We start from the raw sequence: 16,114 nt of genomic DNA on the forward strand, positions 1-16,114 counted from the left end.
ATGGTAAAATTATTACTTGTGATTACTGTGGTTGCAGTTCTATTGGTTATCATCTCCTTTCTCAGTCCAATTGGGAAAAAGGTATCTTTGTATGTAGTATTAGGCTTGATTGCCTTAATTATGCTGCTGCCGTTTTTCATGATGTTTGTTATGGCTACTTTAAAGACCAATGAGATTTATTCTTTCCCGCCGATTATGTGGTTTGGAAGCAATCTGGGAGAGAATTTCAAGAATATGGTTGCGGCTGTAAACTTCCCGAGGTCTTTCTTAAACAGTGTGATTGTAACCTGCTCTCATGTAATATTGGTATTGTTCTTCTGCTCTATTGGCGGTTATGCTTTTTCCGTATATGATTTCCCGGGCAGGAACAAGCTGTTTGCAATTCTTTTGGCTACCATGATGATTCCTGCAACAGCAGGTATTATCCCCTGGTTTATCATGATGAGTAAATTCGGATGGGTAAATGACTTTAAGGCTCTTATTATTCCCAGCTGTGCCAATGCCTTTGGTATCTTCTGGATGCGGCAGTACTGTCAGAATAATGTGCCGAAATCCCTGATGGAGGCGGCGCGGATTGACGGATGTAGTGAATGGACTATCTTTTTCCGTGTTATTGCACCAATCTTAAAGCCCGCTTATGCTTCTTTGGGTATCATGCAGTTCGTTAATATGTGGAACGAGTTCATGCAGGCGCTGATTATCCTGCGTAAGGAAAAGCTGTATACACTTCCGCTTATGCTGCGTTCTATGGTTTCCGACAGAGGAACGGATTATGGCGCAGTTATGTTAGCCAGCACTTGTGCGGTGCTACCATTGCTGATTTGTTTCTTAAGCGCATCCAAGTTCTTTATGGATGGTTTGACAGCAGGCGCTGTAAAAGAATAATAATGGTTCAGATTAACTGAGCTGTTACAAATAAATAAACTTTTTTATTAGAAAGGAAGATGTTAAATTATGGGAGCAATTTTAGATGGGAACAGATTTGTTCTGGGAACCTGCTATTATCCTGAGCATTGGCCGAAGGAGCTTTGGAGAGAAGACTTGGAGCGTATGCTGGCCAGCGGTATTGAGGTTGTCCGCATTGCGGAGTTTGCGTGGAGCAAGGTGGAGCCTACGGAGGGCAATTTTACTTATTCGTTTTTTGATGAATTTTTAGATTTGGCCGAGGAAGTCGGGATGAAGGTGATTTTCTGTACCCCAACGGCCACACCCCCTGCATGGCTTACAGAAAAGTATCCGGAGGTTTTAAATGCGGATATCAACGGCGTGCTTTATCGCCACGGGGCCAGAAGGCATTATAATTATAATTCACCTGTTTACCAGGAGCTTTCTAAGCGGATTGTGGAAAAATTTGCATCTCATTATGCCTCCAGGCCATGCATCATCGGATGGCAGATTGACAATGAAATAAACTGCGAGAAGAATGTGTTTTACTCTGGGAGTGATTCTAAGGCATTCCGTGTGTTTCTAAAGGATAAATATGAGAGCCTTGAGGCGCTAAATGAAGCATGGGGAACGGCTTTTTGGAATCAGACTTATACGGACTGGGAGGAAATCCATGTACCTCGCAAGACTTACAGTGATTCCACCAATCCTCATGAGGTGCTTGACTATACCCGCTTTATTTCGGACAGTGCAAGATGTTTTGCAAAAATGCAGAGCGATATTATTCGCAAGTATTTAAAACCGGGGGATTTCGTCACCACAAACGGACTTTTTGGCAATCTGGATAATCATCAGATGACTAAGGAAAGTCTGGATTTTATGACTTACGATTCCTACCCTAACTTTGCATACTGTCTGGATGCTTATTCCAATGCACCGGGTGAAATGAAGGACCGGAAATGGAGCCGTAATCTGTCGGAGGTTCGTTCCCTTTCGCCGATTTTTGGGATTATGGAGCAGCAGTCCGGCGCCAATGGCTGGAACACTCACATGGAGGCGCCTACCCCAAGACCAGGCCAGATGACCCTCTGGACCATGCAGTCTGTTGCTCACGGAGCTGATTATGTAAGCTATTTCCGCTGGCGCACCTGTACCATGGGTACGGAAATTTACTGGCATGGAATTTTGGATTATTCCAGCAGGGATAACCGCCGTATTGCCGAAGTTAAGGATATTCATGAAAAGCTGCAGGGTATGAAGGAAATGGCCGGCAGCATTTATGAGGCAAAGGTTGGTATCATAAAGGACTATGATAATGTTTGGGATGCCCAGCTGGATGTTTGGCATGGCAGAGTGGATAATGCCAGCCAGAAGGCTTTATTTGCAGCATTGCAGTTGAGCCATACGCCTTTTGATTATGTTTATATAAATGATGCTTCAGATGCGGAGGAACTGAAGAAATATCAGGTACTGTTTTATCCTCATGCGACCATCATGACAAAAGAAAGGGAGGCAGTGCTGAGAGCTTATGTAGAGGCAGGCGGTACTTTAGTGATTGGATGCCGCAGCGGCTACAAGAACATAACGGGAAGATGCGTGATGGATAAACTTCCCGGATTATTGTCCGATTTGACCGGCACGGATATTCCTGAGTATTCTTTCATTGCGCCTGATGCGGGAAAGGTTACGGTTAAGTGGGATGACAGGGAGTTTGAGGCCAGTGTATTTGCGGATCTTTTACAGCCAATAGGCGCAGGAAAGCAGGAGGCTTCCTATACCTCCGACTATTATGCTGGAAGCGGAGCCTTGGTCAGCAATGTGGTTGGCAAGGGGAAAGCCTACTACTATGGTAGCGCATTTAATACGGAAAGCGCCCGGGTATTCCTTGAAAAGCTGGATGTGATTTCTCCTTACCGGGATGTGGTCAGCGTGCCGGAGAGCTGTGAGATTGCAATAAGGAAAAAGGGAGACGACAGATTCCTGTTTGTATTAAACTATGATAAGAACCCTGCTCAGATTGAACTGCTCAGGAAAGGAACTGACCTGTATACAGGAAAGGAGGTTTCCGGACAGATGGAGATTAAGGGGTATCAGACATTGGTGGTTAAATTATAATTGATGACGGCAGTCTGACGGTTCTTAATTGCTGCGATTGGAGATGCAGCGGCAAAATAGCAGATGCCATGTTTTATGGGATATCCTTGTGTTCATTATAAGCGGCCCTTGGAAAATGTGATTATGATTCACATTTTCCGGGGCCGTTTTTTGTGATGGATAACAAGCGGAGAACAGCATTAGATTTTAAGGAAGATGACTTGCAAATTGGCATTAAAATTCGGCACCGCTATTTGAGAGGGACAGACTTCGTAACAGTGAAGCCGAAGGATGAACGATTATTTACAAAGTAACAGTTCAGCCTTGCTGACTGTTACTTGCAAAATCCATTTAAAATCGCCTTCGGCGATGGGATTTCGTACGCCCTAATCATATTCTCACAGTCTGTGCAGTAAATGCACAGACCTGGCTGAATAGTTACTTTACAAAACATATTTAGTGAAAATATCTCTTGTTATATATAGAAATAATAGTATAATTATGTTTATAACGAGATAAAATTATAAAATAAGTGAAAAAATCGCGAGGTAACTATAATGCTGATGAGATTTTCAATATCTAATTTTTTATCATTTGGATATAGAACAGATGAAACCGGGGAAATTGTTCCCACAGAATATTATTTATATGCGGGAAGAACAGAGCAGCATAAAGAAAGAATTATTCATTACAAAGACCGAAAGGTGTTAAAATTTTCTTCCATATATGGGGCGAATGCATCCGGAAAAACAAATTTAATCCGTGGGATAGATGCCGGTAAACAAATTGTATTAAATACAATGGATGGAACAGATTTTCAAGATAAATTTTGTAGAACCAGTAGTGCGAATGCAAGTAATCCAACATTATTTGAATATGAATTTACAATTGAAGACAGATGCTTTGCATATGGCTTTTCTGTTAATTTAAAGGATAGGGTCACTTTGTCGGAATGGCTGTATGAAATGAAAGCTGCAGAGGAATATGTTCTGTTTGAAAGAATAGCAGAAGGCGGCCAATATTATTTTGATGAAGGCTTGTTTGGTAACACGGAAAATTGCGAACAATTTCATTTTTTTATAAAAGATGCTAATCGTATCGGTACCACATTGCTTTTGTATGAAATCAAAAGAAGAAAAATGGACGAGGATGATTTTATTCTTTTTAATAAAATATACGATTGGTTTCAATACAAATTGGTTGTAATTTACCCCGAAACTAAAATAGGCGCAAGTTATTTTCTGTTTGGCAGCGATAATACAAAGCTCGTTAATATTTTAAAGTATTTGGATACGGGCATAACTGGCTACAGTATGGGTGTGATGAACGAAGCGGCATTTAAAGAATACTTTCCCAATGAATCGCTGGCAGAAAAATTTTTGCGGAATCCAAATGCAGATAAAGGGACTAAATCCCGAGGTATTCTCAATTTTGGCGATACCTTATTTGAATTAGAATATGATGAAACAGGCACGAAAAAAATAGCAAAATTAATGTTTCAGCATGGGATGGATGAGAATAAATATGAATATGGCGAAGAATCTGACGGAACAAAACGTATGATTGAGTTATTGGACGTGATTTTAAATGATGATGAAGAAAAAGTGTTCGTCATTGATGAATTGGATCGCAGTCTCCACCCACAAATGACGATTAAATTTGTAGAAACATTTTTGAAGTTTTCAGAGGAGAAAACCACACAGCTGATTATTACAACACATGAGTCAAATTTAATGGATTTAAATATACTTCGCAGAGACGAAATTTGGTTTGCGGAAAAAGGGAAAAATAATAATACGAATTTGTACACATTAGAAAAATTCAAAATCAGGTTCGATAAAGTAGTAGCCAAAGATTACCTGGCAGGCAGGTATGGTGCTGTTCCGGTATTTAAGGATTTTGAATATGTATGGGGGGAACATTTTGGAAAAGCTGAACTTAAGAATTCCTAAGTCATATAATTTTGAAAATGAATCAGAGTCAGTGGAGCCAAGAATCAAATTTTACTGTGTTTCGGAGGGCGCAACGGAGGAATCCTATTTTTATGGGGTTCGAAATAATAAAGTTGAACTTAATATAAAAAATGATGTTTATATTGAAGTGATTGAAAAACAGAAAGGGCAGGAAACGTTAAGTCACCCCATGCAGCTGGTAAATGCCTGTCTGTTTCAAATGGGACGCATTGATGCGGAGGGAAATCAAATCCCCGAAGATAAATGGAAAGAAAACTGTAAATGGGATGATTTTGATATGCAAGCAGACTGCGTATGTGTCATTTTTGACAGGGACTACAGGAAACTGGAGGAATCTTTAGATACTATTTTTGATTTATGTAATCAGCATAGAATTAAAGTGATTATGTCAAATCCTAACTTTGAGTTATGGCTGTTGATGCATTTTCCCAACTTAGAGCAGTATTCACCTAAAATGCTGCTTGATAATAAAAAGAACCTGCGCCATCAATTGTTTGATGATGCATCGACAAATAAGAAGTATTTGGAGATACTTGTTTCCAAAAATGCAGAAGGATATTCCAAAGGGAGCAAGATAAGATTTGAAAGATTCCTTCCATTTGTAGATAGGGCGATTGGACAGGCAAAAATTTATAGTGAAGATATAAAAAGTTTAGTCGATAATTTAGGCACTTCGATGGGCAGATTGATGGAAGAAATGAGATCATAGTGATTCAGAAGTTTTAAATTCAAAAAATTACCATGGAGCAGCGGAAAATGATTTTATTTCCACGAGCAACGGGCCAAGCATCTGCGGAGTAGACATTTGGCGAAAGCTGCGGGGAACGCATACCCCGCAGATTCTCCATTATCTTACAAAAGATGATGAACAGCCACCTCTAATTTTTCTCCAAGAACTTCAAAAGTTATATCTGTGTTTCCCCCGGTTATTTTCAGCTCAATAGTTTGCCCGCATCTTGTCGCTTCAGCCCGGATTTGGATTTCCCCATGCTGGTCAGTTATGCAGGTTCTGGCGCTCATGCCATCCTCCGGCAGGTAGAGAAGCAGATGGGGGTTATTGGAAAAATCGTAGTCAGGGCGGGTGGTTTCCTTACCTGTGGCAAGGATAGTCCCCGGTTTTACAAGCAAAGGCAGGGTAAAGAAATCATGGCTCTCTTTCTGCCACTTACCACCTTCGATACGCTTTCCTGTGAGAAGATTATACCAGATTCCTTCAGGCAGATAATATTCCACCTGGCCGCTTGAACGGAAAATGGGGGCAGCTAAAAGGGAATCACCCAGCATATATTGTCTGTCTAGAGTATCGCATGCCCGTTCCTGTGGAAACTCTACAAACATGGGACGCAGCATAGGGATACCTTCCGTATGGGATAGGAGGGCCTGATAGTAGAGGTAAGGCATCAGAGCGCACTTTAAGTTTACAAATTTGCGCAGCACATCGCATGCCTCCTCATCAAAAAGCCAGGGTACCCGGTAGGAGGAGGAACCGTGAAGACGGCTGTGAGAACTTAAAAGCCCAAATTGGCACCAGCGTTTGTACACATCGGCAGGAGCCGTCTGCTCAAAACCGCCCATATCATGGCTCCAGAAACCAAAGCCTGCACAGGCAAGAGAGAGTCCACCCCGGAGGGTTTCAGCCATGGAAGGATAGGAGGCGGAGCAGTCGCCGCCCCAATGTGCAGGAAACTGCTGGCCGCCTGTGGTGGCGGAACGGGCGAACAATACGGCTTCATTTTTCCCCCGCTCTCGCTCCAAAAGCCGGAAAACGCACTGATTATAGAGGAAGGTATAGTAATTGTGCATTTTTACAGGATCGGAGCCGTCAAAATATACGATATCTTTTACGGGTATCCTCTCGCCAAAGTCTGTCTTAAAGCAGTCCACACCCATGTCCAGAAGGGTCTTTAATTTTTCCTGATACCAGATAACCGCGTCAGGGTTGGTGAAATCCACAAGGCCCATACCGGCCTGCCACATGTCAGTCTGCCATACGCCTCCGTTTGTCTTTTTCAAAAGATATCCACGGGCCATGGCCTCCTCAAAGAGAGGGGATTTCTGGCCAATATAAGGATTGATCCATACGCAGATTTTAAGACCTTTTTCATGGCAGCGTTTCAGCATCCCCGCAGGATCCGGGAAGGTTTTGGGATCCCAGGTAAAGTTGCACCATTCATAGGCATCCATCCAATAGCAGTCAAAATGGAAAACATGTAGAGGAATCTTCCGGGCTGCCATTCCATCTATAAAACCGGAGGTAGTATCTTCATCATAGTCGGTGGTGAAGGAGGTAGTCAGCCAAAGTCCGAAAGACCAGGCAGGGGGAAGGGCAGGCTTCCCGGTCAGCTGGGTGTATTTGGCAATGGCGCCCTTGGGAGTGGAACCGTTTATCAAATAGTAATCCAGCCGCTCACCTTCCGCAGAAAATTGTATCCGCTCCACCTTTTCGCTGGCAATCTCGTAGGAGACATCGCCCACGTTATCTGCCAAAACGCCGTACCCTTTGTTGGTAATATAAAAAGGAATATTCTTATAAGCAATTTCGCTGGCAGTGCCGCCGTCTTCGTTCCACATATCCACAATCTGGCCGTTTTTCACAAAGGGTGTGAAACGTTCGCCTAATCCGTAGACATATTCATCCACATCAAGAGCAAGCTGCTCCACCATATAGGATTTGCCGGTTTCGTTGTTTTTCATATAAGCCATATTGCGGAAACCGGTGTTCGTAAGAGGACGCTCCCCGTCAAAGAAGCGGATACCCCAGCTGTTTGGACTCTTGTCCACAACTGCCTTGGTATGGCCGCTCTGGTAGATAAGTTCCGTATCGGTCTCGGTGATGGTAACTTTCGGATTGGTCTGCTGTGAGGGTGCAAAAGGGCCCGGATAAGGCTCTCCTAGAAAATGGGTGATGGAAACTTTAATGACGTCTTCCATGGGGCTGCTTAACCGGACGGTGAGCATCCCTATATTGAGACAGTCTCCGCGTCCCGTAATATGTCTTTCCGGGGCATAAACAGTCACCTCACTTCCCGAAATCCGGTGGTCTGCATACTCTACTGCATAGAGAGGCGTTATTTCTTTTCTCACCAGCCAGAATCCTTGTGTAAATTTCATAATTTCATCTCCTTACTTTTATGATGTAAATAGGTAGCTGCGAAACTGGCAAATTTACCGAATATGCTTGGCGGCCAGTGTTCGGTTGCCGTTGTTTTACAGAAATAAAGAATTTAAAAATAATTTATCACAGATAAATTTTTCACAGATAAATTTGTGCTTGCCCCTAAATTTGCAGATTATGGGCAAAATTAAAGATTATAATGATTATAATATAGATTGCCAGATTAAGCCATTTTTTTCTTGCAATTTTGGTAGTAATCCATTATCATAAATAGGAAATCGTTTTCCAAAGGAAAACCGGAGGCGTTATATGGTATCGATCAAAGATGTGGCAAGGCACGCGGGAGTAGCCATTTCCACTGTTTCCAAGGTGCTGAATCATTACCCCAATGTCAGCGAGGAGACGAAAGAGAGAGTAAACAAGTCGGTGGAGGAGCTGAATTTTCTCCCAAACTCCGTGGCAGCCGCACTTTCCTCCAAGCAGGCCGGCAGGGTGGCGCTGCTTGTGAATTTAAGCAAAAAAACCCAGGTGGTTGGTGAAATAGATTTACAGTATATCCAGGGAGCCATCCATAAGGCAATGGAGCTTAACTTAGATGTAATCACTTTATTTTTTTCCATGTTCCAAAACAGAACTTTGGAGGAAATAACAAGGTATTTAAAGTCTCAAAGCATAACAGGCATTATCATTTATGGCCTGACCAAGGAAGACGTGGTACTGCATGAGCTGGTTGAGAGTAAACAGTTTAAATGTGTGGTGATAGATGCGCCCATAGTAAATGAAGATACGTCCTGCGTAGGAATTGATAATCAGCGGGCCCAGTATGATGTGGCAAGAAAAACGATTGAGGAAAATAACTGCAGACAGGTATTATATATTACTGGCAAAAAGAACGGCTATGTGACGGACGCGCGGCTTCTTGGCATGGAGCAGCTGACAAAAGAGCTGGGGCTTAAAATGCAGGTCTGCGATGGGAAATTTTCAGAGCTGTGCGCACGTAATATCACCTTAAAATATGGGAAAGATAACGATGTGGTGGTCTGTGCATCGGATTTGATGGCAATCGGTGCAATGAAAGCATTGATAGAGATGGACATATTCCGGCCGGTTTGTGGATTTGACGGAATTATTCTGATGGGATATGTGGGAAAGCAGATGAATACGGTGCGACAGAACTTTGCAGAGATATCATCTGCTGCAATGGAGGAACTGCAGAGGCTGATGAATGAGGGAGAGGGCCGGATAGTGGAAACCGCATATAATCTTGCCAGGATGAAATATATGGATATTATTTGTTAAGTATTCTAAAAACCAATCGGTTGTGGAACCAATAATTTCAGCAAAATCATTTTGAAATGGAGGAAAATTATGACAAAGCAGACGAACTTACAAAAAGATGTGTTAGTCCTGAACTTGGAGCAGCAGCTTGAAGAAATTGCAGGGCAGATGTTTGGAAAAACAGTGGCGGAGCTGTCGGACCAAGAAACCTATTATGTAATACTGGTGTATGTAAAACGGCTTATGGAAGTGTCGGACGCAAACGAAGGAGAAAAGAAGGTTTATTATATTTCCGCTGAATTTCTGATTGGAAAACTGTTATCTAACAATTTGATTAATCTCAAAATTTACAGGAAGCTGGATGAATTTTTGAAAAGCAAGGGCAAGGATCTTGCCATGATTGAGGAGGTTGAACCGGAGCCGTCTCTGGGAAACGGCGGCCTGGGGCGGCTGGCTGCCTGCTTTTTGGATTCCATTACAACAATGGGATTTTTGGGAGATGGTATTGGGCTTAATTACCACTTTGGCCTTTTTAAGCAGGTGTTCAAGGACAGACTGCAGAATGCGGAAAAGAACGACTGGATAGAGGAAAATTCCTGGCTGACGAAAACAGATGTGACTTTTGATGTTTATTTTGGTGACCAAAAGGTGGTTTCACGCCTTTATGATATTGATGTTGCGGGTTATGACAGTGGTGTCAACAAACTGCATTTATTTGATATTGAGACTGTTGATGAAAGTATCGTCAAGGATGGAATCGATTTTGATAAGGAAGATATCGAAAAGAATCTTACCCTGTTTTTGTATCCTGATGATTCTGACGAGGCGGGGCGCTTATTGCGTATTTACCAGCAATATTTTATGGTAAGCAATGCAGCCCAGCTGATTTTACGTGAAATGAAGGAAAAGAAATATGACCTGCGTAAAATGTATGAACATGCGGTGATTCAAATCAATGATACCCATCCGACTATGGTCATCCCTGAGCTGATTCGTATCCTGGTTGAGGAAAAAGCCTTTACCATGGACGAGGCGATTGAGGTGGTAAGAAAGACCTGTGCTTACACCAATCACACGATTCTTGCCGAGGCTCTGGAGAAATGGCCCCTTGCTTATCTGGAAAAGGTAGTTCCCCAGCTTGTTCCTTATATTAAGGAGCTGGATAAGAGAGTTGCCAAAGAATATGAAGATCCTAAGGTGCAGATTATTGATGAAGATGACAGGGTGCACATGGCCCATATTGATATCCATTACGGATTTTCTGTAAACGGTGTTGCAGCGATTCATACGGAAATCTTGAAAGACTCCGAATTAAATGCTTTTTATAAGATTTATCCCGAGAAATTTAACAATAAGACCAATGGAATTACCTTCAGAAGATGGCTGATCAGCTGTAACCGTGAGCTTACCCATTTTCTTGCAGATACCATTGGGGACGGATTTAAGAAGGATGCTGATAAGCTTGAGAAACTTTTAGATCATCAGGAGGACCAGAGCGTCCTTGACCGCCTGGAAGAAATTAAGATGAACCGCAAAAAAGATTTGGCGGCATATGTCCAAAAAGCGGAGGGGATTACCTTAGACCCGGAATCCATATTCGATATTCAAATCAAGAGACTGCATGAGTACAAACGCCAGCAGATGAACGCCCTTTATATCATTCATAAGTATCTGGAAATCAAGGATGGCAAAAAGCCTGTAAGGCCTCTTACCTTTATCTTTGGCGCCAAGGCAGCTCCAGCTTATGTGATTGCACAGGATATCATTCATTTGATTTTGGTGCTGCAGGAGATCATTAACAATGACCCTGATGTGAGCCCTTATATGAAAGTGGTTATGGTAGAAAACTACAACGTAAGCTATGCGGAAAAATTAATTCCCGCCTGCGATATATCTGAGCAGATTTCTTTGGCATCCAAAGAAGCCTCAGGAACCGGAAATATGAAGTTTATGCTAAACGGAGCGGTGACACTGGGAACCTCGGACGGCGCAAATGTGGAAATCCATGAGCTGGTAGGGGATGACAATATTTATATTTTTGGTGAGAAGTCCGAAGCGGTTATTGCGCACTATGAGAAGGCGGATTATGTGTCTAAGGACTACTACGAAAAGAGCCCTGTAATAAAAGAAGCGGTGGACTTTATCGTTGGAAAACAGGCTTTGGCGGTAGGGCATAAGGAAAATCTGGAGCGCCTTTACAAGGAGCTTTTAAACAAAGACTGGTTTATGACGCTGCTTGATTTAGAAGAATATATTGCGGTCAAGGACAAAGCCTTTGCGGATTACGAAGACCGCCAGAAGTGGAAAAAGATGATGCTTGTAAATATTGCAAAGGCAGGTTTCTTCTCATCAGACAGAACCATTGCCGAATATAACAGGGATATCTGGAAATTGAAATAAATCAGCTTGAAAAAGACACAGCGCAAAGGCGCGGAATGGAGAATGAAAGCAATGAGCAAAAAAATCCCTTACAAAATTTATCTGGAAGAACATGAGATGCCTGAGAGCTGGTACAATGTGCGCGCGGACATGAAAAATAAACCGGCGCCCCTTTTAAATCCGGGAACCCTAAAGCCGCTTACGCTTGAGGAAATGAGCGGCATCTTCTGTGAAGAATTGTGCAGGCAGGAGTTAGATGATACCACTCCTTACTTTAAAATTCCGGATGAAATCAAAAGTTTTTACAGAATGTACCGTCCATCGCCATTGGTGCGCGCATACTGTCTTGAAGAAAAATTGCAGACCCCTGCTAAAATCTATTACAAATTTGAGGGCAATAATACAAGCGGCAGCCACAAGTTAAATTCCGCCATTGCCCAGGCATATTATGCAAAGAATCAGGGACTGAAAGGGGTTACCACGGAAACAGGGGCCGGACAGTGGGGAACCGCCCTTTCTATGGCATGCGCTTACCTTGGGCTTGACTGTCAGGTTTATATGGTGAAGTGCTCTTATGAGCAAAAGCCTTTCCGGAGAGAGGTTATGCGCACTTACGGGGCCAATGTGACCCCTTCTCCCTCTGACACCACAAAGGTAGGACGCAGGATTTTAGAAGAGTTCCCCGGTACCACAGGCAGTCTTGGCTGTGCCATTTCAGAAGCGGTGGAGGCGGCTGTTTCTCAGGAAGGATACCGTTATGTATTAGGCTCCGTGCTGACACAGGTTCTGCTGCATCAGTCGGTGATAGGCCTGGAGAGCAAGATTGCCATGGATAAATATGGAATTAAGCCGGATATGATTATAGGCTGTGCGGGCGGCGGCTCCAATTTAGGCGGTTTGATTTCACCCTTTATGGGAGAAAAACTGCGGGGCGAAGTGGATTACCGTTTCATAGCAGTTGAACCTGCATCCTGCCCCAGCCTTACCAGAGGAAAATACGTATATGACTTCTGCGATACCGGCAAGGTGTGTCCTCTTGCAAAGATGTACACCTTAGGCAGCAGCTTTATCCCGGCTGCTAATCATGCGGGCGGGCTCCGGTACCACGGCATGAGCTCCGTACTTTCCCAGCTGTATGCAGATGGGTATATGGAAGCAGTGAGCGTGGAACAGACCGCCGTATTTAAGGCGGCAGAGGAGTTTGCAAGGGTGGAGGGTATCTTGCCCGCACCGGAAAGCTCCCATGCAATCAAGGTTGCCATAGATGAGGCCTTAAAGTGTAAAGAAACAGGGGAAGAAAAGACCATCCTCTTTGGCCTTACGGGAACCGGATACTTTGATATGGTGGCATATGAGCGTTTCCATAATGGGGAAATGACAGACTATATTCCTTCAGATGAGGATTTGGCGAAGGGATTTGCGGGGATTCCACAGTTTCCTGGGAATGAGATCTAAGCAAGAAGGAGTTAGAACCCGGTTTTTTGAATATGGCCGGGCAGCTGAAACAGGCTCGGCGCCATAAAAAGCAGGATATAAAACGAACAGAAAAACAGGCAGATATCATTGTAGGATATATTTTAATGATATCTGCCTGAAATTCCCCGCTTTTAGCAGCTTCGTAAACTGATATATATTCCATATCGTGACCGTCCTTTCCTATTTTCTTATGTTCTATATGATATAAGTTTAAACGAATAGCACAATAAAATATTTTACGGGATGTGCCTTTTTTCCCCAATGCTTGTCTTTTGTTTGTATAATATCATTAAAATTTTATGTGGAGTGAGAGATTAGTGTGAAAAATAAATTTTTCACACAACAAATTTGTGTTTGCGCCCAAATTTGTGGGGGTTTGGCAAGAATGGAGGATTAATATGCGGAAAACCGTTTTATTTATTGCGATGAGCCTTGACGGATATATAGCAGATACAGACGGCAGTGTTGACTGGCTGGCTGGGCAGGACAACGATGTTGAGGGCGATGATAGCTATACGGATTTTGTAAACAGCGTTGACACTGTTATCATGGGTTGGACAACCTATCATCAGATAGTGACAGACTTGTCTCCCGGAGAATGGGTCTATGACAATTTGCAAAGCTATGTAATCACACATAGGGATTATTCGCCTAAAAACAATATAACCTTTGTATCAGAAAGCCCATGTACGCTTGTCAATTGCTTGAAGCAAAAAAATGGCAAGGATATTTGGATATGCGGTGGGGCGGACATTGTTCATCAGCTCATGCAAAACAATCTGATTGATAAATACCATATTTCTATCATTCCAACGATTTTAGGGAATGGTATTCGCCTTTTTGATGTGACAGACCAGAAAGCAGACTTACGGCTTATTACATCAAAAAGCAGTAACGGCATTGTAGAATTAGTGTATCAGAAGCGATAAACCATTCAGCGGCCACGCTCCCCGGCATGACCGCCTTTCCATCTCTCCGGCTTAGACGATAAAAGGCGGCTTGCATCCGGCTGCGCTTTCCGTTTCCAGTACTTTCATCATCTTGTCGATGGCGGTAGTGGTAATACACCCGGCAAAATAGCTTTTGCCTGTGCCTGCCATGCCCCATAACAAATAGCCGATATTTTGGGCTTTCTTCTGTGTTGTTCCTTTCCGCAATTACAGCAAATAATTATTTTCCCGGTTTGCAATCTGTAAACCGACTAATTTGTAGGCTGCATATCCTCCTATAACCAGCGGTTCTGACTTGCAAATTTCTTCTGCTTCTTCACGGCTCTGCGTTTTTAGGATATACATACCTGCCATTCCCGGATAACCTTTAAAGACACCGCAAATTTCCAGCTTTCCTTCATCGTCCAGCTTTCTTATGTTCTCAACGTGTTCCATAACTGCCTGTTTTGTCATTTTATGATAGGTCTTGCTTTTCTCAATCATCATCATATACATCAATTTTTCCATACGATTTTCTCCTTTACATTATGTGAGTTTGTGGCTGTCAGGTTCTGTTTTTTTTCGCAAGTTGCAAATTACGTTGGTAATGCTTGACTGTCAACTTTTACTTTCCGTGCGCTACACGGCTGCAAAAATTTGCGCTGATTTCCAATCCTGGAAAAAACAGTGTGGGGAAGTGTGGTGCTGCATGCTTTTGCTTTAGCGCCATATTGCATTGGGAACATAGATAGTTTATCATAGAATAGTGACAAAGGCTGTCATTATTCGGAAAGGAGTTCAAAATGTCAAAAGCAGAACGGCTTATCGAAATGATGATAACTATAAATGCAAAAAAAGATTTTACAGTAGGTGAATTGGCAAATGAATTTTCCGTATCAAAAAGAACCATATTGCGTGACTTACAAGAATTGGAGCAAGCTGGTTTTCCCCTTTACTCCGAAGTTGGGGCGGCGGGTGGATATCATATCTTAAAAGAACGCATTTTGCCGCCGATTGTTTTTTCGGAAAGCGAAGCAAAAGCTGTTTTCTTTGCCTGTCAAGCCTTGCAATATTACCGTGACTTGCCGTTTGAACAGGAAACCATATCCGTTTTGAAAAAATTTTTGAATTGTCTGCCATTAGATATGCAAAACAGTATCACGCAGATTCAAAACAAGGTAGTATTTTGGATTCCGGACAGACATTGCGATTCGCCATTACTTAAATCAATGTTTCTTGTTGCCATAAACCGTCATGCTGCAACAATACGGTATTCGTCAACGTATTCTGAAAGTACACGCACAATTATACCTATCGGCTTATATGCCATGAATGGGCTTTGGTATTGCCCTGCCTATTGCACAACGGCAAATCAAATCAGAGTGTTCCGAGTTGACCGTATCAAAGAAATCATAGAGGAAAAATCCTATCCAAAAGGGAAATACCCTATTCCTATGTCTATTCAAGAATATCTTGAAAAAACAGAGGTTAAGAATGATTACCACATGAAAATCCAACTAACGGATATAGGCGTTAAACGCTGTGAAAGTGAGTGTTTACTTGCCAGCGGATTAAAAACATTTCCAATGGGCGGCGGGATAATTGACATGGAAATAAACTATGCTGCTTTAGAATGGGTTGCTGATTATATATTGCCATTTGGGAACAACGCCACTGTGCTAGAACCAGTGGAGCTAATAAAACTAATACAGCAAAAAATATATGAATTACATCAGCATTATTGCAGCTTGGAATAATAAGTATGAAAAGATTTAAACATTAGCATCGGTTTTCCGGTGCTGATTTTATATGGGCGAAATATCTTCCGGAGGCTTAGGGCGCTGCCCTAAGAACCTGCAAGGGACCAGTCCATTGATCCGTTTCCGGGCTCCGCCCAGACCCGTCCTCGCCGGAGGGCAGGAAAAGGGGATGTTACACCCTTTTCCTTTGCATCAGGATAATCCGTGAACCTTTTGTCAATAAAT

Annotated in this window: 12 protein-coding genes; 10 read left to right on the forward strand and 2 right to left on the reverse strand. The window is 42.7% G+C overall.

The window, feature by feature from the left end; genetic code table 11:
* From D5281_RS06745 to D5281_RS06765, 5 genes are all read left to right on the forward strand, one after another.
* Window positions 1-885 (forward strand): carbohydrate ABC transporter permease, encoded by an 885-nt coding sequence (locus D5281_RS06745; protein WP_160559406.1) that lies wholly within the window; start codon window positions 1-3, stop codon window positions 883-885.
* Window positions 886-954: 69 nt separating this feature from the next.
* Complete coding sequence (locus D5281_RS06750; protein WP_160559407.1) at window positions 955-3,000, forward strand: beta-galactosidase; 2,046 nt, start codon at window positions 955-957, stop codon at window positions 2,998-3,000.
* Between the two features lie 152 nt (window positions 3,001-3,152).
* On the forward strand, window positions 3,153-3,293 hold the full coding sequence (locus D5281_RS06755; RefSeq protein WP_160559408.1) for a hypothetical protein: 141 nt from the start codon (window positions 3,153-3,155) through the stop codon (window positions 3,291-3,293).
* A gap of 390 nt (window positions 3,294-3,683) precedes the next feature.
* Window positions 3,684-4,931: an AAA family ATPase gene (locus D5281_RS06760; RefSeq protein ID WP_160559409.1), complete on the forward strand. Its 1,248-nt coding sequence runs from the start codon at window positions 3,684-3,686 to the stop codon at window positions 4,929-4,931.
* A complete protein-coding gene (locus D5281_RS06765; RefSeq protein ID WP_160559410.1) occupies window positions 4,903-5,661 on the forward strand; it encodes an RloB family protein in 759 nt (252 codons plus the stop codon). Before D5281_RS06760 ends, D5281_RS06765 begins: the two co-directional genes overlap by 29 nt.
* Window positions 5,662-5,804: 143 nt before the next feature.
* On the opposite strand, the gene yicI is transcribed toward D5281_RS06765, so the two are convergent.
* The gene (yicI, locus tag D5281_RS06770) at window positions 5,805-8,063 is read right to left on the reverse strand and encodes an alpha-xylosidase (protein WP_160559411.1); all 2,259 of its coding nucleotides are present in this window, start codon (window positions 8,061-8,063) and stop codon (window positions 5,805-5,807) included.
* Between the two features lie 313 nt (window positions 8,064-8,376).
* Between yicI and D5281_RS06775 the strand changes: the two genes are divergently transcribed.
* From D5281_RS06775 to D5281_RS06790, 4 genes are all read left to right on the forward strand, one after another.
* On the forward strand, window positions 8,377-9,366 hold the full coding sequence (locus D5281_RS06775; RefSeq protein ID WP_160559412.1) for a LacI family DNA-binding transcriptional regulator: 990 nt from the start codon (window positions 8,377-8,379) through the stop codon (window positions 9,364-9,366).
* A 69-nt stretch (window positions 9,367-9,435) separates the two neighbouring features.
* Entirely contained in the window at window positions 9,436-11,745 is a 2,310-nt protein-coding gene (locus tag D5281_RS06780) for a glycogen/starch/alpha-glucan phosphorylase (RefSeq protein ID WP_160559413.1), read from the forward strand.
* Between the two features lie 51 nt (window positions 11,746-11,796).
* Window positions 11,797-13,179 carry a TrpB-like pyridoxal phosphate-dependent enzyme gene (locus tag D5281_RS06785; RefSeq protein ID WP_160559414.1) on the forward strand — a complete coding sequence of 461 codons (1,383 nt, stop codon included), beginning with the start codon at window positions 11,797-11,799 and terminating at the stop codon, window positions 13,177-13,179.
* A gap of 419 nt (window positions 13,180-13,598) precedes the next feature.
* Window positions 13,599-14,129 carry a dihydrofolate reductase family protein gene (locus D5281_RS06790; protein WP_160559415.1) on the forward strand — a complete coding sequence of 177 codons (531 nt, stop codon included), beginning with the start codon at window positions 13,599-13,601 and terminating at the stop codon, window positions 14,127-14,129.
* A 228-nt stretch (window positions 14,130-14,357) separates the two neighbouring features.
* Here the strand turns inward: D5281_RS06790 and D5281_RS06800 are convergent, their stop codons facing one another.
* On the reverse strand, window positions 14,358-14,657 hold the full coding sequence (locus D5281_RS06800) for a YciI family protein (protein ID WP_160559417.1): 300 nt from the start codon (window positions 14,655-14,657) through the stop codon (window positions 14,358-14,360).
* Window positions 14,658-14,932: 275 nt separating this feature from the next.
* On the opposite strand from D5281_RS06800, the gene D5281_RS06805 reads away from it, so the two are divergent.
* Complete coding sequence (locus tag D5281_RS06805) at window positions 14,933-15,886, forward strand: helix-turn-helix transcriptional regulator (protein ID WP_160559418.1); 954 nt, start codon at window positions 14,933-14,935, stop codon at window positions 15,884-15,886.
* Window positions 15,887-16,114 lie beyond the last annotated feature (228 nt).

Origin of the sequence: Parablautia muri (genome assembly GCF_009917485.1) — a bacterium.
Taxonomy (GTDB): Bacteria; Bacillota; Clostridia; order Lachnospirales; family Lachnospiraceae; genus Suilimivivens; species Suilimivivens muri.

Bases quoted from the DNA above. Each gene is read 5' to 3' on its own strand.
- D5281_RS06745 (WP_160559406.1), top strand. From the start codon at position 1: ATGGTAAAATTATTACTTGTGATTACTGTGGTTGCAGTTCTATTGGTT.
- D5281_RS06750 (WP_160559407.1), top strand. From the start codon at position 955: ATGGGAGCAATTTTAGATGGGAACAGATTTGTTCTGGGAACCTGCTAT.
- yicI (WP_160559411.1), bottom strand. From the start codon at position 8,063: ATGAAATTTACACAAGGATTCTGGCTGGTGAGAAAAGAAATAACGCCT.
- D5281_RS06775 (WP_160559412.1), top strand. From the start codon at position 8,377: ATGGTATCGATCAAAGATGTGGCAAGGCACGCGGGAGTAGCCATTTCC.
- D5281_RS06780 (WP_160559413.1), top strand. From the start codon at position 9,436: ATGACAAAGCAGACGAACTTACAAAAAGATGTGTTAGTCCTGAACTTG.
- D5281_RS06785 (WP_160559414.1), top strand. From the start codon at position 11,797: ATGAGCAAAAAAATCCCTTACAAAATTTATCTGGAAGAACATGAGATG.
- D5281_RS06790 (WP_160559415.1), top strand. From the start codon at position 13,599: ATGCGGAAAACCGTTTTATTTATTGCGATGAGCCTTGACGGATATATA.
- D5281_RS06800 (WP_160559417.1), bottom strand. From the start codon at position 14,657: ATGGAAAAATTGATGTATATGATGATGATTGAGAAAAGCAAGACCTAT.
- D5281_RS06805 (WP_160559418.1), top strand. From the start codon at position 14,933: ATGTCAAAAGCAGAACGGCTTATCGAAATGATGATAACTATAAATGCA.